Origin of the sequence: Pseudomonas sp. 14A (genome assembly GCF_018132745.1) — a bacterium.
Taxonomy (GTDB): Bacteria; Pseudomonadota; Gammaproteobacteria; order Pseudomonadales; family Pseudomonadaceae; genus Aquipseudomonas; species Aquipseudomonas mercuritolerans.
In genome coordinates this window covers 633,121-652,112 of sequence record NZ_JAGRQJ010000018.1, presented here as the reverse complement: position 1 = coordinate 652,112, position 18,992 = coordinate 633,121, and the positions used below count along the sequence as shown (strand labels likewise).

General features: G+C 60.9%; 16 protein-coding genes. 7 read left to right on the top strand and 9 right to left on the bottom strand.

Annotated elements, in window-relative coordinates; translation table 11 throughout:
• Positions 1 to 25: 25 nt before the first annotated feature.
• From PS14A_RS25550 to PS14A_RS25515, 8 genes are read right to left on the bottom strand one after another with little or no spacing between them, the layout of a single operon-like run.
• Positions 26 to 1,156 carry a glycosyltransferase family 4 protein gene (locus PS14A_RS25550; protein WP_212617491.1) on the bottom strand — a complete coding sequence of 377 codons (1,131 nt, stop codon included), beginning with the start codon at positions 1,154 to 1,156 and terminating at the stop codon, positions 26 to 28.
• The gene (locus PS14A_RS25545; protein WP_137214479.1) at positions 1,157 to 2,287 is read right to left on the bottom strand and encodes a glycosyltransferase family 1 protein; all 1,131 of its coding nucleotides are present in this window, start codon (positions 2,285 to 2,287) and stop codon (positions 1,157 to 1,159) included. It abuts the gene before it with no gap.
• Complete coding sequence (locus tag PS14A_RS25540; RefSeq protein WP_212617490.1) at positions 2,271 to 3,638, bottom strand: glycosyltransferase family 1 protein; 1,368 nt, start codon at positions 3,636 to 3,638, stop codon at positions 2,271 to 2,273. The genes PS14A_RS25545 and PS14A_RS25540 overlap by 17 nt, the downstream gene beginning before the upstream one ends.
• The gene (locus tag PS14A_RS25535; RefSeq protein WP_212617489.1) at positions 3,635 to 4,888 is read right to left on the bottom strand and encodes an ABC transporter ATP-binding protein; all 1,254 of its coding nucleotides are present in this window, start codon (positions 4,886 to 4,888) and stop codon (positions 3,635 to 3,637) included. The genes PS14A_RS25540 and PS14A_RS25535 overlap by 4 nt, the downstream gene beginning before the upstream one ends.
• Positions 4,888 to 5,685: an ABC transporter permease gene (locus tag PS14A_RS25530; RefSeq protein WP_130911456.1), complete on the bottom strand. Its 798-nt coding sequence runs from the start codon at positions 5,683 to 5,685 to the stop codon at positions 4,888 to 4,890. The genes PS14A_RS25535 and PS14A_RS25530 overlap by 1 nt, the downstream gene beginning before the upstream one ends.
• Entirely contained in the window at positions 5,686 to 7,128 is a 1,443-nt protein-coding gene (locus tag PS14A_RS25525) for a mannose-1-phosphate guanylyltransferase/mannose-6-phosphate isomerase (protein WP_212617488.1), read from the bottom strand.
• A gap of 3 nt (positions 7,129 to 7,131) precedes the next feature.
• The gene (gene gmd, locus PS14A_RS25520) at positions 7,132 to 8,103 is read right to left on the bottom strand and encodes a GDP-mannose 4,6-dehydratase (protein WP_041476547.1); all 972 of its coding nucleotides are present in this window, start codon (positions 8,101 to 8,103) and stop codon (positions 7,132 to 7,134) included.
• Positions 8,100 to 9,014: a GDP-mannose 4,6-dehydratase gene (locus tag PS14A_RS25515; protein WP_212617487.1), complete on the bottom strand. Its 915-nt coding sequence runs from the start codon at positions 9,012 to 9,014 to the stop codon at positions 8,100 to 8,102. The genes gmd and PS14A_RS25515 overlap by 4 nt, the downstream gene beginning before the upstream one ends.
• 427 nt (positions 9,015 to 9,441) lie before the next feature.
• Between PS14A_RS25515 and PS14A_RS25510 the strand changes: the two genes are divergently transcribed.
• The 6 genes from PS14A_RS25510 to PS14A_RS25485 all read left to right on the top strand — a co-directional run bounded on the left by PS14A_RS25510 (position 9,442) and on the right by PS14A_RS25485 (position 17,746).
• Entirely contained in the window at positions 9,442 to 11,019 is a 1,578-nt protein-coding gene (locus PS14A_RS25510; RefSeq protein WP_212617486.1) for a glycosyltransferase, read from the top strand.
• Entirely contained in the window at positions 11,013 to 12,314 is a 1,302-nt protein-coding gene (locus PS14A_RS25505) for a glycosyltransferase (protein WP_212617485.1), read from the top strand. Before PS14A_RS25510 ends, PS14A_RS25505 begins: the two co-directional genes overlap by 7 nt.
• A complete protein-coding gene (locus PS14A_RS25500; protein WP_212617484.1) occupies positions 12,311 to 13,465 on the top strand; it encodes an acyltransferase in 1,155 nt (384 codons plus the stop codon). Before PS14A_RS25505 ends, PS14A_RS25500 begins: the two co-directional genes overlap by 4 nt.
• A complete protein-coding gene (locus PS14A_RS25495) occupies positions 13,459 to 14,298 on the top strand; it encodes a class I SAM-dependent methyltransferase (RefSeq protein WP_212617483.1) in 840 nt (279 codons plus the stop codon). The genes PS14A_RS25500 and PS14A_RS25495 overlap by 7 nt, the downstream gene beginning before the upstream one ends.
• A gap of 141 nt (positions 14,299 to 14,439) precedes the next feature.
• On the top strand, positions 14,440 to 15,624 hold the full coding sequence (locus PS14A_RS25490) for a DUF3142 domain-containing protein (protein WP_212617482.1): 1,185 nt from the start codon (positions 14,440 to 14,442) through the stop codon (positions 15,622 to 15,624).
• A complete protein-coding gene (locus PS14A_RS25485) occupies positions 15,611 to 17,746 on the top strand; it encodes a hypothetical protein (RefSeq protein ID WP_212617481.1) in 2,136 nt (711 codons plus the stop codon). The genes PS14A_RS25490 and PS14A_RS25485 overlap by 14 nt, the downstream gene beginning before the upstream one ends.
• On the opposite strand, the gene PS14A_RS25480 is transcribed toward PS14A_RS25485, so the two are convergent.
• Entirely contained in the window at positions 17,743 to 18,372 is a 630-nt protein-coding gene (locus tag PS14A_RS25480) for a LysE family translocator (protein WP_212617480.1), read from the bottom strand. The two genes, PS14A_RS25485 and PS14A_RS25480, sit on opposite strands and share 4 nt — an antisense overlap.
• 145 nt (positions 18,373 to 18,517) lie before the next feature.
• Here PS14A_RS25480 and PS14A_RS25475 point away from each other — a divergent pair, with 145 nt between their 5' ends.
• Entirely contained in the window at positions 18,518 to 18,991 is a 474-nt protein-coding gene (locus PS14A_RS25475) for an Lrp/AsnC family transcriptional regulator (RefSeq protein ID WP_024014870.1), read from the top strand.
• Position 18,992: the final 1 nt, after the last annotated feature.

Below are 18,992 nucleotides of genomic sequence, written 5' to 3'. Positions count from 1 at the left end.
CGCGGCCTCTGAAGGCGGGTCATGTTCACGCGTAGGACAGCGCCTTTTCTGCCAGTAATTCCTGATACAACTCAGTCCATTTGCGGCCCATTACATCGGCGGTGAACAACTGCCGATAACGCGCTTCTGCCTTGACGCCCATGGCGGCTGCACGCTCGGGGTTTTCCCATAACGTGCGCATGGCTTCGCTGAACGCCTGTGGATTGCTGGGCGGCACCACCAGACCGGTTTCGTTGTGAATATTGATGAAACTGGTACCGGTGCCGATCTCGCTCGAAATCAGCGGCTTACCGTACATCGCGCCCTCTAGCAACGAGATACCGAAGGCCTCGGAGCGCAAGTGCGAAGGGAAGACGAACGCGTAGCTCAATTGCAGCAACGCGACTTTGTCTTCATCGTCCAGGCGTCCGACGAAATGGATGTTGCGCAAGCCAAGTGCGGCGGCCTGAGCGCGCAGCTTCAGCTCCAGCGGGCCGGCGCCGACGATGACTGTCGGATAATCCGCTTGTTTGAGCGCGTCAAGCAGGATATGCAAGCCCTTGTAATAACGCATCACCCCAACGAAGAGGAAAAACTTATCCCCAAGTTGCTGGCGCCAACGGTTCATCCGCTGACCGTTGGGTTGTGGATAACCTGCCTTGTTCAAGCCGTACGTGATGACGCGAGTCTTTTCCTGGAACTGCTGCAACACATCGCTGGTATGCAGGTAGTTAGGCGACGCGGCGACGATTCGGTCGGCGCTGGCCAGGAAGCGCTCCATTAGCGGTCGGTACAATTTGAGCAGGTGTTTTTGCCGAATGATGTCCGAGTGATAGGTGACCACACTGGGTTTGTTCAAGGCGCTGGCGAAGTGCACCAGGTCCATGAATGGCCACGGGAAGTGATAGTTGATCACGTCGGCCTCGGCGGCCAGTTCGCGGAACTGCTTGAACACGCTCCAGGAAAACCCGGTCGAGGCGAACTGGATATCCAGTTTGGCCCGATGCACTTCATGTTGGCCCAACTGCATTACCCGGGGTGTCGGATCCGCGCTCAGGGTCAGGACCTGCGCTTCGATGCCGTGCTGAACGCCGCTTTCGCAGAGTTGGAAGACGACTTGTTCGATGCCACCGAATGAGTCGGGCAGGTAAGTCTTGAAGAAATGAAGAACGCGCATTCAACCTCCCATGGCCTGGCGGTAGGCACCGGCCGTGACCTGTGCACAACGTTGCCAGGAAAAAAAACCAGCCCTCAGCAATCCTGCTTCGCGGCATGCCTGCCAATGCAGCGGATCGTCAATGAGACGACTCAGCGCATCGCGCAGGCCCTCGGCATCGTCCGCTTCAATATAGTTGCCAGCCGCGCCGGCCACCTCCGGCATTGCCGAAGAACCGGTCGTCACCACCGGCGTGCCACTGGCCATGGCTTCCAGCACCGGCAAGCCAAAGCCCTCATACAGCGATGGAAATATCAGCGCCCGGGCGCCGGCCAGCAGTTGCGCCAATTGCTCATCTGGCAGATAGCCAAGCAGGCACACATGGCCACTCGCCAATGCCTGACGCAGCGGCTCGTTGAACTGTTCGCGCTGCCAACCGGCCATTCCCGCAATCAACAAGGGAAAGCGCTGGCGCACCGCATCTGGCAACAGGGCGTGGGCCCGCAGCGCCAGGCTCAGGTTTTTGCGCGGCTCGAGGGTGCCGACACAGAGGAAATATTCCCGTGCCTGCACGGCGTGAGCCTTGAGCACGCTGTCGATTTCTTCGGTTTGCCGAGGACGAAAGCGCGCGGCCACACCCAATGGCGCCACCACGAATCGCTGCGCAGGCAGGCTGAAATAAGCCTGCGCCTCGTCGGCGATTGCCTGGGAGTCGGTCAGAATTACCCGCGCCTGCTGAACACCTGCGGCCAGGCGACGTTCGATCTCTCTCAAACGTGCCGGCGGTTGAGTGTCAGGAAAATGCAGGTGCGTCAGGTCATGCAAAGTGATTACGGTCGGGCCGTCGAAGGCCAGCGGCCACAGGCTTGGCTCGTGATAAAGATCAATCTTTTGTGTACGCACCTGATCAAAACGTTTCTGCTCCAGCCAGCGCCGTGCCTGATAGGCTCCGGGTATTTGCCGCAGCAGCGGCGTCATCCGCGAATAACCGGGCATGGCTGCGTCCGGCAGGGCCGGATTCCAGCCCCAGCCATGAAACAGGGTTACGTCCACGTCGGGTTCGCTACGCAGGGCGTTGACCAGTTCAGCGACGTAATGGCCGATACCGGTGCGCGGTGCTTGCAGGATGCGAGCGTTAAGAGCAATGCGCATGGGGCCTCGCTGGCACGCGCGGGGCCTGCTGGACATGGTCAAGGCTGCGTGTAGCCAATTGCTCGCTGGCTTCACGCCAGCCGATCCAGCGCCAGTCAGCGACGTCGCGGGCGGCAGGAAACTGCCCATTGCGCTGATAGGTATCGATCAGATCGGCAAGGCTTTGTGGATCCAGCAGATCGAAATACGCCATGAACTCGCCGCCGATTTCGCGGAATACCGCGATGTCGCTGCCCATTGCCGGCAACCCGCGCTGCATCGCTTCCACCAGCGGCAGGCCGAAGCCTTCGACGAACGAGGGGAAGACCAGCGCGCTGGCCTGCGCGTATGCGTATTCGAGGCTGGTGTCGCTCAAGTCATTGAACATGAACAGGCGCCGGTTCAGTTCCGGATGATTGCGAATTCGCTCGAGCAGCGCGTCGCATTTCCAGCCGATGCGCCCGGCGATGCACAGGCGTGCCGTCGAGCCGGCGGCCCAGGCGCGGTCGAAGGCGTCGAGCAGATACGCATGGTTCTTGCGCGGCTCGATGGTGCTGACCATCAGGAACACCGCTCCGGGCGCCGCGAACAGATTCTTGAGGCGTGGTTCGACCGATGCTGCGCTGTGATGCAGATCGAGTTCGGAACCCAGATGGAAGAAATCAAACCAGCGACTGTCAGTCTGGTCAGCGCCGATCCTGCGCTGCAATTCGCCACGTACCTGATCGCGCACGGTGGCTGAAATCGCCATGTAGCCGTCAGCGGTGCGAGTGATCCACTCGAACCATCCGTTGAAAACCTCGACCAGACGCGTGTCGTAAAACTGTGGATGTGTCAGCGGAATCAGGTCGTAAACCACCGCGATCACACCGACGCCGTCGCGTTTGAGCTGTTCGACGTGGGCGAAAAAATCCGAGTGCCATGATGAATCCAGCAGCACCAGTTGATCGCCTGATTGGTGCTGCAGGGGGATGCAGCGTTTGAGCAACTGCCTGCGATTGATCTGTCGGATCAACCGTATCGGCAAGCCGAATACGCCGATCTGGGTGAATTGATAGGCAACATACAGCAGCCCTCGGGACAGTTTCGAAGTGCATCGCGCATCGCGGCGCTGGTGCCACTGCCAGAAGCGATGTGCCAGGCGCTCCAGGCGTTCGCCGAAGGTTTGCAGAGCATTCAGGAACGGCGTGTCGAGCGGCGCCAGCCTCAGTACACGATAGAGCTGGCTGTTGATCACCACCACTGGCAGGCACTCGACCCCTTGCGCACTGGCTGGCAATTGCTTGATGACGTTGCGCACCACGCGCTGAATCCCCGAGTTGACCATCGGGTGCTTGAATACGTGGGTGCATTCGACCAACAGGCGGGTCATGGCGCGCGCTCGACAGTCCGGGTCTCGGTTTCACAGGTGACGGTGGTCCGGGCGTCCAGCCAGGCACAACCGACAAAATCTTCCTGACGGTTGTTGATCACGTGAAATACCAGCCCGTAGTCACGCCACTCGAAATTGCGATCCAGATGCGAGTCCAGGCGCGACAGGCTCAGCGATACCGAATAATTGCCTTTGCCCAGGCCCATGACGAAGGCGAAGCGGTAAGTGAAGCGCTCGCCGGCGCGCAGGTCGGTCAGCGCCTTGTTCAGTCGGTGAGTATTGATGCCATACATCATCTGGCCCAGGCGATCCTTGATGATGAAGCCCAGCACCAGCCGTTCGATGTCCTCGCGTACCTCGACCTGCACTTCGAGCACCACCGGTTGGCCGACTTCGACAGCCTTAATGCTGCGCTGGTTTTCATCGAGCAGGCGTACGCTGAGAATCGCCGCCTCGCCGGTGCCGGAGACCGTTTGCACCTCGCCGCCGGCGAGCGTTTCCTGACGCACGACCTGGCCCTCACGTTCGGCCATCAGCGCATTGTAATAATCCAGAACCGGCTCCGGTTTGCCGCGCATGGCCACGTGCCCGTCCTTGAGCAGGATCGCCGAGTCGCAGATCGACTGAATCGCGAAACGATCATGGGACACGATCAATAACGTCGTGCCGGATTTGCGAAAGCTGCGGATGCGTTCGAAGCTCTTGTGCTGGAAATAGGCATCGCCCACCGACAGCGCTTCGTCGACGATCAGGATGTCCGGACGCCGGGCAGTGGCGACACTGAACGCCAGGCGCATCTGCATGCCGCTGGAGTAAGTACGGACCGGGTGGTCAATGGCATCGCCGATTTCGGCGAAATGCTCGATGTCGGGCAGCAGCGCTTCGATTTCTTCGAGCTGCATGCCCAGCAACTGACCCGCCATGATTGCGTTCTGCCGACCGGTAAAGTCCGGATGGAAACCCATTCCCAGCTCCAGCAGTGCAGCGACGCGTCCATGCAGTTCGATCTTGCCGCAGGTGGGTTGGGTAGTGCCGGTGATCATTTTCAGCAAGGTGCTTTTGCCCGCGCCATTGGCGCCGACGATGCCTACCGCTTCTCCCGGAGCAATCTCGAATTCGACATCTTGCAGTACCCAGTGCTGTTGATGGCGGATCGGCGAAAACGGAATCAGCCACTCGGCCAGCCGTGCCCAGCGGTTTGGGTATTGCTTATAGGCCTTGCCGAGGCCGGTGACGCGAATATGTCCCATCAGAGTTCATCCACCATTTCGCCCACGCGCTGGCGAAACAGCCGCAGGCCCATCAGACAGAACGCCACGCCGGCAATGAAAGCCGGCAGCAGCGAACTCCATACCGGCCACTGACCGTAGAGAAACAGGTTCTGATAACTGCTGAACAGGTTGGTCAGCGGATTGAGTTGCAGCAAACGCTGCACCCATTCCGGCAGGATCGTGATCGGGTAAACGATCGGCGTCAGCCAGAACCAGAACTGCAGGCAGATGCCGAACAGTTGACCGACATCGCGAAAGAACACGTTCAGCACCCCAAGGATCATGCCCAGCCCGGCGCAGAACATCATTTGCAGGGCGATCAGCGGAATCAGCGCCAGCAGCGCCATCCCCGGCCAGCGCCCGGTGATCAGCAGAAAACCGAGAAACAGGCTGATGATGATGGCGAAATTGATCCCGGCGTTGATCAGCACGATCACTGGCAGGCAGATCCTCGGGAAGCTGATTTTCTTCAGCAGGTTGGCGTTTTCCAGAAACATGTTCTGGCTGCGCAGGGTGATTTCGGAAAACAGCCCCCAGGCCAGCAGACCTGCGCACAGGTAGACGCTGTAGGCCATGCTGTCGTCCACACCCGGTAAACGCGCGCGCATGATCTGGGAAAAGATCACCGTGTAAACGATGATCATCGACAGCGGATTGAAGATCGGCCACAGCGCGCCGAACAACGAATTGCGATAACGCGCTTGAAACTCTCGCTGCACGCTGCCGAGGATGAACCCACGGTAGTTGTGCAGCGAGCGGTACAGGGAAAGCAGCATTCAGACCGTCCTGCCGTATTGATCTTCGAAGCGAACGATATCGTCTTCGCCCAGGTATTCGCCGCTCTGTACTTCAATGATCACCAGATCGATCACCCCGGGGTTCTCCAGGCGATGCTTGTGGCCGGCGGCAATGAACGTCGATTCGTTCTTGGCTACCAAGGTGGTGCCGGAACCGTTGTTGGTGACCTTGGCCATGCCTTCGACCACGACCCAGTGTTCGTTGCGGTGATGGTGCATTTGCAATGACAGCTTGGCACCGGGTTTGACCACGATGCGCTTGATCTTGAAACGCGGACCTTCCTCCAGAACGGTGTAGGTGCCCCACGGACGGCTGACCGTACGATGCAGGCGATAGGCTTCGTGGGACTTGTCCTTGAGCTGCTTGGCCACGCGGCGTACGTCTTGTGCGCGGTCGGCATGGGCGACCAGCACCGCATCGGCGGTGTCGACAATGATCAGGTTATCCACACCGACGGTCGCCACCAGCCGACCTTCGCTCTGTACGAAGTTGTTGTGGCTGTCGATGAAGATCGCTTCGCCGCTGGCGCGGTTGTTGTCGGCATCGGCGGGAGTCAGCGCCGCGACCGCACTCCACGAACCGATATCGCTCCAGTCGAAACCGGCGGGCACCACCACGACTTTGTCCGAGCGCTCCATCAGCGCGTAGTCGATCGAAATGTCAGTGATCTCGGCAAACAGCGTCGGCGACAGCTCCTGTTGCAGGCAGCCGACCGTTTCCACCGGGGCACTGGCAGCCATGCAGGCGCGAGTCTGTTCCAACAACTGGGGTGCGTGCAGTTGCAGCTCGGTGAGCAGGGTCGCGGTGGTGAAGCAGAACATCCCCGAATTCCACAGGAAGTTGCCGCTCTCCAGGTAATGCGTGGCGGTCTGCAAGTCGGGTTTCTCGACGAAGCGCTGTACCTTGGCTGCGCCTCTGGCGTCCAGCGGTGCGCCGGTCTCGATATAGCCGAAGCCGGTTTCCGGCGCGGTTGGTACCACGCCGAAGGTCACCAGATAGCCGTCCTTCGCCAGCTGAACCGCGTGCTCGACCGCACTTTTCAAGGCGTCCTGATTGACGATCAGATGATCGGCCGGCATCACCACCATGATGGCGTCGTCGCCATGCAGAGCCTGCAACGACAACGCTGCTGCCGCGATCGCCGGTGCGGTGTTACGCCCGCTCGGCTCGAGCAGAAAGTGCCCGCGATGGCGTGAAACCTGGGCTGCGCAATAGTGGTCCTTGCTTTGGAAGTAGTACTCGCGATTGGTCACCGTGACGATGTCGCCCCAGCCGTCCAGCAGCGCCGCCGCACGCTGGTAGGTCTTGCCCAGCAGCGACTGGCCGTCGGGCAGGGTCATGAACGGCTTGGGATGGCCCTCGCGGGACACCGGCCACAAACGGGTGCCGGCACCGCCGGACAGAATCACGGGAATCAGCATGGCCTACTCCTTGGCGACGCGTTTCATGTCCGCATCCATCATCATGCGGATCAGGCTGTCCAGGTCGGTTTTCGGTTTCCAGCCCAGCACCCGCTGAGCCTTGGCCGGGTTGCCGAGCAGCACTTCGACTTCGGCCGGGCGGAAGAACGCCGGGTCGATCTTCACGTAATCGCGGTAGTTGAGGCCGACGTGATCGAAGGCGATGCGGCACATTTCGCGCACCGTGGTGGTGACGCCCGTGGCGACCACGAAGTCGTCGGGTTTGTCCTGCTGCAGCATCAGCCACATGGCTTCGACGTAATCGCCGGCAAAGCCCCAATCGCGTTTCGCGTCGATGTTGCCCAGTGCCAACTCGTGCTGCTTGCCCTGCTTGATGCGCGCAGCGGCGTCAGTGACCTTGCGGGTAACGAATTCGATGCCGCGCAGTGGTGATTCATGGTTGAAGAGGATGCCGCTGCTGGCGTGCAGGTTGAAGCTTTCGCGGTAATTGACGGTGATCCAGTGGCCATAAAGCTTGGCCACGCCGTAAGGGCTGCGTGGATAGAACGGCGTGTTCTCGTCCTGCTGCTCGGCCTGGATCAGGCCGAACATTTCGCTGGTCGAGGCCTGATAAAAACGCGTGTGCGGACTGAACTGACGGATCGCTTCGAGCAAGTGGGTCACGCCCAGCCCATCGACGATGCCGGTGGTGACCGGTTGATCCCAGGAAGCGGCGACAAAACTCTGTGCGGCAAGGTTATAGACCTCGTCCGGTGCCGATTTGATTACCGCACGCTGCACCGAACAGGCATCCGCCATGTCGCCGTCGAGGTAAACGATATCGGCTTCGACGCCCATTTCGCGCAAGCGCCAGCGCGAGTCGCTGCTGCGCCGGGCGACGAGGCCGTGAACCTTGTAACCCTTGTCCAGCAGCAGTTTGGCCAGATAGGCGCCGTCCTGGCCCGTGATCCCGGTAATCAATGCACTTTTTGTCATTCTTGTCGTACTCGCGTCTCCCAGTCGGACAGGATCGCCCGCAGGGATTGTTGTATGGTGATGGCTGGCGCCCATCCTGTGGCGTTGGCCAGTTTTGCATGACTGCCGCAGACGCGGCGCTGGTCGGCGCGACGCATGCGCGCCGGATCCTGCACCAGTTCAACGTCGACTTCGGCCAGATCGGCCAGTTGCTCGATCAGGCTGCGAATGCGTTGCTCGCGGCCCGAGCAGATGTTGTAGACCTGCCCTGGTGTGCCGTTTTCCAGCAGGGCGAAATACGCTGCGATCACATCGCCGACATCAAGAAAATCCCGCGTAACGTCGATATCGCCGACTTGCAGTTGCGGCGCTTGCAGACCCTGTTTGACTCGGCAGATCTGCCGGGCGGCGCTGGCGATGACGAAGCTGTCTTTCTGCGCGGTGCCGATGTGGTTGAACGGGCGCGCGACCAGCACCGGCCAGCCTTCGCTCAGGCCCCATTGCAGGCTTAGAAATTCCGCTGAAAGTTTGCTCACCGCGTACGGATTGCGCGGCAGCGGCGGTTGTTGCTCGGTGATTGGCAGATGCTCTTCGGCGACTTGCCCGTAAACGTCGCCGGAGCTGACGTACAGGAAAGTGCCGGCAAAACCGCGCGCCTTGAGTGCCTGCAACAGATTGAGGGTGCCGAAAAGATTAGTGTCGAAAGTGCGGGCCGGGTCACGAAAGGCTTCCGGCACAAAGGTCTGGCCGGCCAGATGAATGACCGCATCCGGTACCTCAGACCAAAGGTCGACGAGACTGTCGGCGTCCGTGAGGTCGTAGGCCGAAGCGGCAGGCAGCAGCTCCCACGACGATCCCGGCGAAGCCAGACGAGACTGAATGTGTTGTCCCACGAAGCCGGTAAGGCCCGTGACGAACAGACGTTTTTTCAAACAGCGACCCCTTGGTCATGACTTGCGCCGCTTTCCTTACACGCTTTGAGGAAAGCCCTGTCAGACCGGAGGAAATATCCGGTGGAACAGCAGGCGAAGCCGTTGTTGTAGTTGTTTGGTTGCCAATCTGTGCCAATTGCTCGGCAATTTCAACAGGGCAGATCGTGACTGGCCAGTTCTCATCAGCGTAGTCCGATTTATTCTCGCCGGGCGGTTCCCGGACTCGTGATGGATGTGTTTAGAATGGCCCTCGTCGCGAGTTGGCCGGTGATTTTCAGGGCGCCGCGACGCAGGGTGAAACTGACCACTAAAACAAGAACGAAGACGTGCCCGATGATGCCGGACGAGTAACGGCCCTGCCGACCCGATCCGACGCCCGGCCGTCATAGCATGAAGTAGCCGGGATGGCGCTTCATCGTGGGATGCCATGAATTTCATTCTCTATTCGGACGTCAACGACAGCTCCATCAGTGCCAGTCTCGGGCGTCCGGAATACAGCTATTACTTTGTCCTCAAAGCCTATCGCCCGGTGCTGGAAAGCCTGGGGCGCGTGCACGTGGCCGGATCTGTCACCGACGTCGATGTGATTTACCGGCAATTGCTCGCCGCTGGCGAAGACAGTGTGTTCCTGTCCTTCACCCCACCGCAGAAAACTCCGGTCGACCTCCAATGCCCGACGATTTGCGTGGTGGCCTGGGAGTTCGATTCTATCCCCGATGAACAGTGGGACGACGATCCGCGTCAGGACTGGACGCGCATGCTCGCGCGCCACGGCCGGGTCATCACCCTGTCGAGCCACACGGCAACGGCCATTCGCCGCGCCATGGGCGAAGCGTTCCCGGTACTGGTTTTGCCGACGCCGTTGTGGGACAGCTTCGCGACGATTCGTCAGCAACACCAACCCATGCCGGTCAACCCGGGCACTGCACTGGCAATCAAGGGCTGCATATTCGATTCGCGCACCCTCGGCCTGTCCGCCGATGCGCTGATCCCGACGCCAATCAGCCCTGAAGAGCAGGCCGCACTGGCCGCAGCAATTGAAGCCGCGCGCCCGCCACCGTTGACGTTCAAACGCCGACTGGTCATCGCTCGACATTATCTGCGCCTGTGGGTACTGGATCTGGGACACGAGCAGGCGGAACCAGTGCCACGGGTGAAATTTCTCCACAACTGGTATTGGGAGGGCATTCGCGATCTGCTGCCGGACGCTTTGCATGGCTGGCTGCAACAGCGTTGGCCTGAGGTGTGCGGCGCTGCGCCGGTGGCGGTGATCGAACCGGCGCCACTCGATCTGCCGGACACCTCATCTGTGGTCGAAACCACAGTTGAGGGTGTGGTGTATGTCTCGGTATTCAACCCCAGGGATGGCCGCAAGAACTGGCATCGACTGATCAGCGCATTCTGCTGGGCGTTCCGCGAAACGCCCGACGCGACGCTGGTGCTCAAGATTACCCAGAATGATCTGGCGTCCTATTACAGCGAATTGATGACCCTGCTGGCGCAACTCACGCCGTTCGCCTGTCGGGTCGTGGTGATGCACGGTTACCTCGACGACGCGCAGTACGCCAGGCTTTATCAGGCGGCCAGTTTCTACGTTAACGCGTCACGTTGCGAAGGGTTGTGCCTGCCGTTGATGGAGTTCATGTCCAGCGGCAAACCGGTGATCGCTCCAGACCATACGGCGATGAAAGACTACATCGATGAGTCGGTGGCGTTCGTGGTCAAGTCCAGTGAAGAGCTGACGATCTGGCCGCAGGACACGCGGATCATCTACCGCACGCTGCGGCACCGCCCCGACTGGGGCTCGCTGAAAGACGCCTACGAAAACAGCTATCGAATGGCCAAGGCCCAGCCGCAGGAATATCAGCGGATGTCTGCCGCCGCCGTCGAGCGCATGCAGCAATACTGCGCCTTCGCGCCGGTGCGCAAACGCCTCGCGGAGTTCTTTGCGCTGACAGCAGGTCCCACCGATGCTGCGCCAGTGACGGATAACGCCTCATGCTGATCATCATTCATTCGGAAACCAACCGGCACACCATTGCGCAGAACCTCGGGCGTTCGGAGTACAGCTATTACTTCGTGCTCAAGGAATATCGCCCGGTGCTCGAACGCATCGGCCAAGTGGTGGAAGTGGCCGATCCGCAGACAGAAGTCGATGCGCTGTATCTGGAATGCCTGAGCCGTGGCGAGCCTTGCGTGTTTCTATCGTTCTCGCCGCCGCATCGCACCCCCGTTCACCTGGCCTGTCCGACGCTGCCGGTATTTGCGTGGGAGTTCAGCACGATCCCCAACGAGCCCTTCGCCGGAGAGCCGCGCAACGACTGGCGTAGCGTCTTGCATGCCTGTGGCGCAGCGATCACCCACTCCAGCTATACGGTCAACGCCGTGCACGAGGCGATGGGTGTCGAATACCCGATCGTCGCGGTGCCGGCGCCGGTCTGGGACCGTTTTGCTGCCCGTGGCGCGAAAATGCCCGAGCAAGCGCTGGCCGCCGCGTACAGCCTGACGATCAAAGGCCTGGTCGCGGACAGCCGCACCCTCAATCTGAACGCATTCGGGCCGGCGCACCTGCGCAGCGGCGACGGCATCGACTTCGCCGCGCCGGCCTGCGAGCAGACGCTGGTGCTTGATGGCGTGGTTTACACCTCGGTGTTCAATCCCGGTGACGGGCGCAAGAACTGGGAAGACATGCTCAGCGCGTTCTGTGTGTGTTTCCGCGATGTCGAAGACGCGACGCTGGTGCTCAAGCTCACTCACCATGACGCCGAAGAAGCACTCAGCGATATCCTCCACCACTTGTACAAGAACCAGTCTTACCGCTGCCGCATCGTTCTGATCTACGGCTACCTAGCCGATCCGGACTACGAGCAGCTGGTGCAGGCCACCCGCTACGTGGTGAATACCTCCTACGGTGAAGGCCAGTGCCTGCCGCTGATGGAGTTCATGTCCTGCGGCAAGCCGGCGGTGGCGCCGCGTACCACGGCGATGATCGATTACCTGAGCACGGAAAATGCCTTTCTCATCGAGTCCACCGACGAGCTGACAGCCTGGCCCCACGACCCGCGCAAGGCGTTCCGAACCCTGCGCTACGTGACCAACTGGACCTCGTTGTGCGAGGCCTATCGGGCCAGTTACGACGTCGCGAAAAACCAGCCGCAGCGCTATGCCGAGATGTCCGCGCAGGCAGTCGAAAGCTTGCAGGCGTTCTGCAGCCAGGCTGTGGCGGAACAGCGTTTGCGAGGGTTTCTGACGCAGTTGTTCGAGCATCGTGCGGCTGCTTTGGAAGCCCCAGAAGCATGAGTGCCAAGCGCATTATGGACATTGAGGTCCTGCGTGCGGTCGCGGTGCTTGGAGTGTTGTTTCACCATTTGCCGGACAATCTGTTCAGCGACCCGGTGCCGTCGCTGGCCCGGATCCACGAATGGGCGCAGACGTGGTGGGGCGTCGACCTGTTTTTCGCCATCTCCGGGTTCGTCATCGCCCGCAGCCTGATCCCGCTGTTGCAAGGCTGCACGACGGGCCAGGAGCGCTGGCGACAGGTACGCCATTTCTGGCTGCGCCGGGCTTTTCGGTTGCTGCCTTCAGCCTGGCTGTGGCTGGCGCTGATCCTGCTGGCCTGTATGTTTTTCAATCGATCCGGTGCGTTCGGCACGCTATCCGCCAATCTTCAGGCGACCCTGGCCGGGGTACTGCAATACGCCAATTTCCGCTTTGCCGACAGCTTCCTCCACTACGAATATGGCAGCAGTTTCGTTTACTGGAGCCTGGCGCTGGAAGAGCAGTTCTACCTGCTTTTTCCGTTGCTGATCCTGTTGTTTCGCCGACACCTGGTCTGGGCATTGCTGGCGCTGGTCGCGGTGCAGATTCTGGCCGTACGCACGCCGTTGCTGATGGTAGTGCGCACCGATGCGCTGGCCCTTGGCGTGCTGTTGGCGATGTGGAGTGCGCAGCCGGGTTTTCAGCGCTGGCAGCCCTCGTTCTTGCGCCGACCATGGCTTGGCATTTCAGCCTTGATTGTCATTGCAGCGCTGTTGAGCTTCATGGCCACCGACCGTTTTACCTTGGCCAGTTTCCGCATCGGTTCGATCGCCGTGCTCAGTGCGCTGCTGGTCTGGATCGCCTCGTACAACCGTGACTACCTCATGCCTGCCGGACGCATTCAGCGCTGCCTGGCCTGGATCGGCAGCCGCTCCTACGGCATCTACCTGATCCACATCCCCGCCTATCTGCTGCTGCGTGAGCTGATCTTTCGCTTGCAGAGCAGCGGTCTGCCGAGCCCGGCCGGTCATCCCATCCTTACGGTGCTGATTGCCTTCGGCCTGATTGCGCTGCTCAGCGAACTCAACTATCGCTTGATCGAAGTGCCGATGCGCAATCGCGGTGCTGCGCTGGTCAGGCGCCTCGACACCTCCCGAACCGCTGTTACCTCAACCGGAGCCACCTCATGCTGAGCTTTTTGAAGAAACTCTCGGCGACAACGCCTGCGCAAACTGCGGCAGAACCGGTCGCTGCGGTTGCCGACAAAGTCGATCCGTACATGCTCGGCCTTTACGATGCGAAGCTCAGCGGCTGGTTCAACCAGCAAACCCACGAGCTGTATACGGGATTCCCTGTGAGTGCCGACGACACATTGCTTGATGTCGGTTGCGGTGATGGCGGCAACGTGCACTTCTGCGGTGTGCGTGGAGCGAAGATCATTCTTGCCGACATCGATGCGGCCAAGGTCGAAGCCACGCGCCAGCGTCTGAGCGACACGCCGGCCCGGGACATCGAATGCCACGTTACCGACTGCAACCCGCTACCGATTGCCGACGCAACGGCGACGCGTGTGGTGTGTACCGAAGTCATCGAACACGTTGACGATCCTGCGCAGTTTCTTGCCGAACTGGTGCGGGTTGGCAAACCGGGTGCGTTGTATCTGCTGAGCGTGCCGCATCCCAGCTCCGAGGAGCTGCAAAAGGACATTGCCGCGCCGGAGTATTTCCAGAAACCCAATCACATACGCATCATCAGCGAAGACCAGTTCAAGGCCATGGTCAGCGAGGCCGGGCTGGAAATCGTCAGCCACAGTCAATATGGCTTCTACTGGTCGATGTGGATGATGCTGTTCTGGGAGGCCAAGGTCGAGTTCAGCAACCCCGATCACCCGATGCTCGAGCACTGGGCCAACACCTGGCAAGCGGTGCTGGATTCCCCGCGCGGTGCGCAAATCAAGCAGGCGCTGGATGCGGTGGTGGCCAAGAGTCAGGTGATCATCGCGCGCAAACCTGCGGCATCCCTGTAGGCGCTGCAGTACGCTGCGATCTTTTGATCTGGAGTCTTGAAGCAAGATCAAGATCAAAAGATCGCAGCCTCGTTTCACTCGTCAGCTCCTACGCGGTTTTTGTGTAACCTTGCGGCCTGTGGTCTCGGGGATTTTCCAGGTATGCGGTTTATTGCGGGTCTGTTTCTCGGCGTGTTGCTTGCGGGGTGCGAGCAACCCGTCGCGCCTCCACTCGACCAGCAACTCTATGTCTGGCAACGCCAGTGGACGTCTGCGCATGAATTGGCATTGCGCGACAGTCGTCACGACTTCTCGACACTGCGCGTGCTGGCATTGCAGGCCTTTCCCGGCGAGCGGTGGAGCAGGGCGCGGGTTGATCCAGACTTGTTGAAAGCGGATGGCCGCCCTTTGATTGCAGTGATTCGCCTTGATGGCCAGTTACAGTCGCTGGATCAGCAGCAGGTCACCGCGCAGATTCTCCAGGTCATTGCCGATTGGCAAGCGCAAGGCCTCACGCTGAACGGTATCGAAATCGACCACGATGCCGGCAACGCACGGCTGCCCGCGTACGCTGAATTCCTCAAACATTTGCGCACGGCCTTGCCGCCATCGTTGCCTTTGAGCATCACCGCGCTGCCGGCCTGGCTCGATAGCGCGCAGTTGCCGGCGCTGTTGCAAAGCGTCGACAGCAGCGTGCTGCAAGTCCACGCCGTGAGCGATCCGCGACTGGGTCTGTTTGATCCCGAGCAGGCGTTGAAATGGGCCAAGGCCTGGGCACGCATCAGCGACAAACCGTTCTATCTGGCGCTGCCGGCCTACGGCGTTGCGCTGTTGGACGCTGACGGCGGCGCGCCCGTGGTGGAAAGCGAAGTGCAACTGGAGCGCGGCGGGCAGCGCCGGGAGTTGCTCGCCGATCCGCTGCAACTCAGCGAACTGAGCCAGACCTTGCGTGAGGATCCGCCCGAGCATCTGGCTGGATTGATCTGGTTTCGCCTGCCGCTGGCCAACGATCTTCGCGCCTGGAGCCTGACTACTTTGCGCGCAGTGGCTCGCGGCGATGTGCTGAACAGTCAGTTGCGCCTGTCATTCAAAGAGCAGGGCGGTCTCTATGACATCCAGCTCGAAAACCGCGGCAATCTCGACAGCCCGTGGCCCGCGCAAATCTCGCTGAAGGCGCGGGATTGTGCAGGCGCCGATGCGCTCGCCGGTTACTCGTTGCAACAAAGTGCCAATCTGCTTACCTTCACCCGCCTGCGTGACGGTCGCTTGCCGGCGGGCGGGCAGCGCGCTGTCGGTTGGGCGCGTTGTGCACATATTGATCAAGGAGGTTCGCATGTTGACCCGTAACTGGCCCCGCCATCTGCTTTGCCTGAGCCTCAGCCTGCCGCTGGGTTCGGCGCTGGCCTGCGGCCCGGACTTCCCGATGCGCCTGCTCGACAACCGCGCGCAGACCTTGGCCGATCTGCCCGAAGGCAGTTTCAGCTTCGAAATCAGTCGCCTCGGTAAAACCATTGCCGGGCTGAAAAATGCCACCGCAGCGACCCATAACCCCAACGACTATGCCGAAGACAACGCGGCTCAGCTCGCGCGGGAACAGGCTGAGCAGGTTGGCCTGAGCGCCGAGCAATACGCTGTGGTCAAGCACCTGCGCGGGCTCAGCGATGCACGGCAGGCCGAGGAGCAGGGCGCCGGTCTGCCAGTGGAAATCCGCTTTTACGTCGCCGGCGCCGTGGCCTTTGCCACCGGCGATCATCAATTGGCCACGGAGTATTTCAACAAGGTGCTGGCGCTGCCGGCAGAGCAGCGTCCGTTGCGCAGCACCTGGGCTGCGTATTCCCTGGGGCGCATCGCCTTTGCAATGAGCAGTGAGGCGCACGACCGCATCGAAGCGCTGGAGCAGGCGCGGGATGCCTTTCGTCAGGCCCGGCAACTGAGCATCGACGGCTTCAGCGATCCGCTGGAACTGGGCGTTGCCAGCCTTGGTGAGGAGGCGCGGGTGTTGCGCAGCGCGGGCGACTGGAGCGGCGCCATCGAATTGTACGAAGCACAGAACCTGCACGGTTCGGCCGTCGGTTGCACCTCGCTCAAGCAACTGATGAACGAACTGGCCGAATTGCCGGAATCTCAGTTGGCCAAACTGCTGCAGCAGCCAGCAGTGCAGCAACTGGTCACGGCATCGCTGGTCAGCCGTCAGGGCTGGTCATTTGGTGAGCAGCCGCCGAATGAAAAGAAACTCGTCACACTCCTGCAAAACAGCACCCGTGGCAGCCTCGACAATGCCGATCGACTGGCGGCGATGAGTTATCAACAGGGCGACTACGCGTCCGCCAAGGCGTTTCTTGAGAATGCCGGGGACGGCGGGCTGGCCTGGTGGCTGCGGGCAAAACTGGCAGTGCGTGACGGCGACACGACTGCCGCTGCCGCCGCCTACGCCAAAGCCGCCCAGGCTTTTCCGCAAAACGAAGACTGGGGATATCGGCGCACGCCGGACTGGGCGTTTGAAACGGTACAGCCGAAATGCCGTGTCGACGGCGAAAGCGCGATCCTGGCGCTGCAACGTGGCGAATACCTGCAAGCTTTCGTGCAGCTGTATCGCAGCAACAGCCTTTACTGGTTTGATGCTGCCACCGTTGCCGAGCGGGTGCTGACGGTCGACGAGCTCAAGCAGTACGTCGATGAGAACGTGCCGGCGCCGCCGCCGTTGACGCAGCAGGAGCGCGACAACTATGTGCCGCTGTCGGTGGCCGCCAATCTGCGCAATCTGCTCGGTCGGCGCCTGCTGCGTGAGGGGCGTTACGAGGAAGCGGTCGCTTATTTCGCCAGTGACGATCTTCAGCACAAGGCCCGGCTGTATGGCGAGCAACGGCTCAAGGCCGAGTCGGCGTGGTGGCCGAGCAAACGCGCCAGTGCCTTGTACAATGCCGCGTGGACGGCTCGTGATTGGGGCATGGACATCCTCGGTTATGAGATGGCCCCTGATTACGCCACCTTCGGCGGCAACTACACGCTGGAGAGCACGAAGCTGGATGTCGGCCCGCTGATTTCAGCGGCGGAAGTGCAGCGCCAGCAGGCCAGCGCCGCGCAACCGGATCAGCGTTATCACTATCGTTTTGTCGCCACGGCACTGGCCGGTCGCGCCGCCGATAACCTGCCGCACACCAGTCAGGCATTTGCCGCCGTGTTGTGCAACGCCGCCGGCTGGAACAGCAGCCTTGAAGACCAGAGTGCGCTGTATCAGCGCTACGTCAAGGAAGGCCCTTACGTAACGTGGGCGGCGGACTTTGGCCATCAATGCCCGTATCCGGATTTTGAGAATGCCGACAAGCGCTACGTCACCCAGGTGACCGATGCCGTGCGTGAAACGCTGCGGCCGTACAAGTGGCCGGTGCAGATCGGCGCGGTCATCCTGGTCGCTGTTGCTGCGTTACTGCTGATCACCCGCCGTCAGCGCAAGGTGCGCAAAGGCTAGGCCTGTTGAATGAAGCTCAGGCGTACGGCGAAGCCAATCAACAGGCTGCCGAACAGCCATTGCTGAACGCGCTGGGCGGTTGGACTGTGTTGCAGCCAACGGCCCAGTGCCGCGCCGGTCATGGCGACAACACTGTCGAACAGCAGGCCGATGCAGACCAGCACCAGGCCGAGCACGGCGAACTGCGTCAGCACCGGCGCGCCGTCGCTGACGATAAACTGTGGCAACAGCACCGAGCAGAACAGCAACGCCTTGGGATTGAGCAGGTTGGTCAGCAAACCGCGCCGGATCGCATCGCGCCACTGGCCGTGGGCGGGTGCCTGCTCGTGGGTTTGCAGGCTCGGCACCAGCGAGTTGCGAAAACACTGGATACCGATCCACAACAGATAGGCCGCGCCAGCGATGCGTACCACATCGAATGTCCACGGCGCGGTTTTGAACAACGCCGCCAGCCCCAATGCCGCCAGTGCCACGTGGCAGGCGCGGGCGATGGCCAGGCCCAACGCCGTGGCCAGCGCCGCGCCTCGACCTTGCCGCGCACCGGTTTGCAACAGCAGGATCATGTCCGGTCCCGGCAGTAGCAGAACCACAGCCAGCGTCAGGATAAACAGCCACAGACTTGCCACATCACACCCCTTTTTGATGTCGATTTGCTCGGGCCAGTCTAGAGCGAGAGAGCAGGACAGGTGCTTGCGTAGTCAGCTTCAAACCATGGCGGTTTTGGCATAACCTGCTGGTTTTCAACCGTCAGACTATCGGGATCTGCCAATGATGAAACTCGACGCCTATGACCGCAAGATTCTCGCCGCGCTGCAGCGCAACGGACGCTTGAGCAATGTCGAGCTGGCAGAAGAAATCGGCCTGTCGGCCTCGCCGTGCCTGCGCCGGGTGCGCATGCTGGAAGAGGCGGGGGTGATCCGAGGCTACCAGGCCAATCTGGATCGCGATGAAGTCGGGCTGGGGCTGACGGTGTTTGTCGGGGTCAAGGTCGAGCGGCACAACGAAGAACGCGCCGAGGCTTTTTATGCCGCTGTTACTGCGCTGCCTGAGGTGGTCTCAGCGTTTCTGGTGTCCGGCGAATCGGACTTTTTGTTGCAGGTAGTGGTGCCTGACTTGCGCGCTTATGACCGCTTTGTCAGCGCGCACCTGCTGAAACTGCCGGGGGTGAGCGATATTCGCAGCAACTTTGCCATTCACACGGTGAAAGCGCCGGGGGCGCTGCCGTTAGGCCATCTGCCGCTGTAGA

Bases quoted from the DNA above. Each gene is read 5' to 3' on its own strand.
- PS14A_RS25550 (WP_212617491.1), bottom strand. From the start codon at position 1,156: ATGCGCGTTCTTCATTTCTTCAAGACTTACCTGCCCGACTCATTCGGT.
- PS14A_RS25545 (WP_137214479.1), bottom strand. From the start codon at position 2,287: ATGCGCATTGCTCTTAACGCTCGCATCCTGCAAGCACCGCGCACCGGT.
- PS14A_RS25540 (WP_212617490.1), bottom strand. From the start codon at position 3,638: ATGACCCGCCTGTTGGTCGAATGCACCCACGTATTCAAGCACCCGATG.
- PS14A_RS25535 (WP_212617489.1), bottom strand. From the start codon at position 4,888: ATGGGACATATTCGCGTCACCGGCCTCGGCAAGGCCTATAAGCAATAC.
- PS14A_RS25530 (WP_130911456.1), bottom strand. From the start codon at position 5,685: ATGCTGCTTTCCCTGTACCGCTCGCTGCACAACTACCGTGGGTTCATC.
- PS14A_RS25525 (WP_212617488.1), bottom strand. From the start codon at position 7,128: ATGCTGATTCCCGTGATTCTGTCCGGCGGTGCCGGCACCCGTTTGTGG.
- gmd (WP_041476547.1), bottom strand. From the start codon at position 8,103: ATGACAAAAAGTGCATTGATTACCGGGATCACGGGCCAGGACGGCGCC.
- PS14A_RS25510 (WP_212617486.1), top strand. From the start codon at position 9,442: ATGAATTTCATTCTCTATTCGGACGTCAACGACAGCTCCATCAGTGCC.
- PS14A_RS25505 (WP_212617485.1), top strand. From the start codon at position 11,013: ATGCTGATCATCATTCATTCGGAAACCAACCGGCACACCATTGCGCAG.
- PS14A_RS25500 (WP_212617484.1), top strand. From the start codon at position 12,311: ATGAGTGCCAAGCGCATTATGGACATTGAGGTCCTGCGTGCGGTCGCG.
- PS14A_RS25495 (WP_212617483.1), top strand. From the start codon at position 13,459: ATGCTGAGCTTTTTGAAGAAACTCTCGGCGACAACGCCTGCGCAAACT.
- PS14A_RS25490 (WP_212617482.1), top strand. From the start codon at position 14,440: ATGCGGTTTATTGCGGGTCTGTTTCTCGGCGTGTTGCTTGCGGGGTGC.
- PS14A_RS25485 (WP_212617481.1), top strand. From the start codon at position 15,611: ATGTTGACCCGTAACTGGCCCCGCCATCTGCTTTGCCTGAGCCTCAGC.
- PS14A_RS25475 (WP_024014870.1), top strand. From the start codon at position 18,518: ATGAAACTCGACGCCTATGACCGCAAGATTCTCGCCGCGCTGCAGCGC.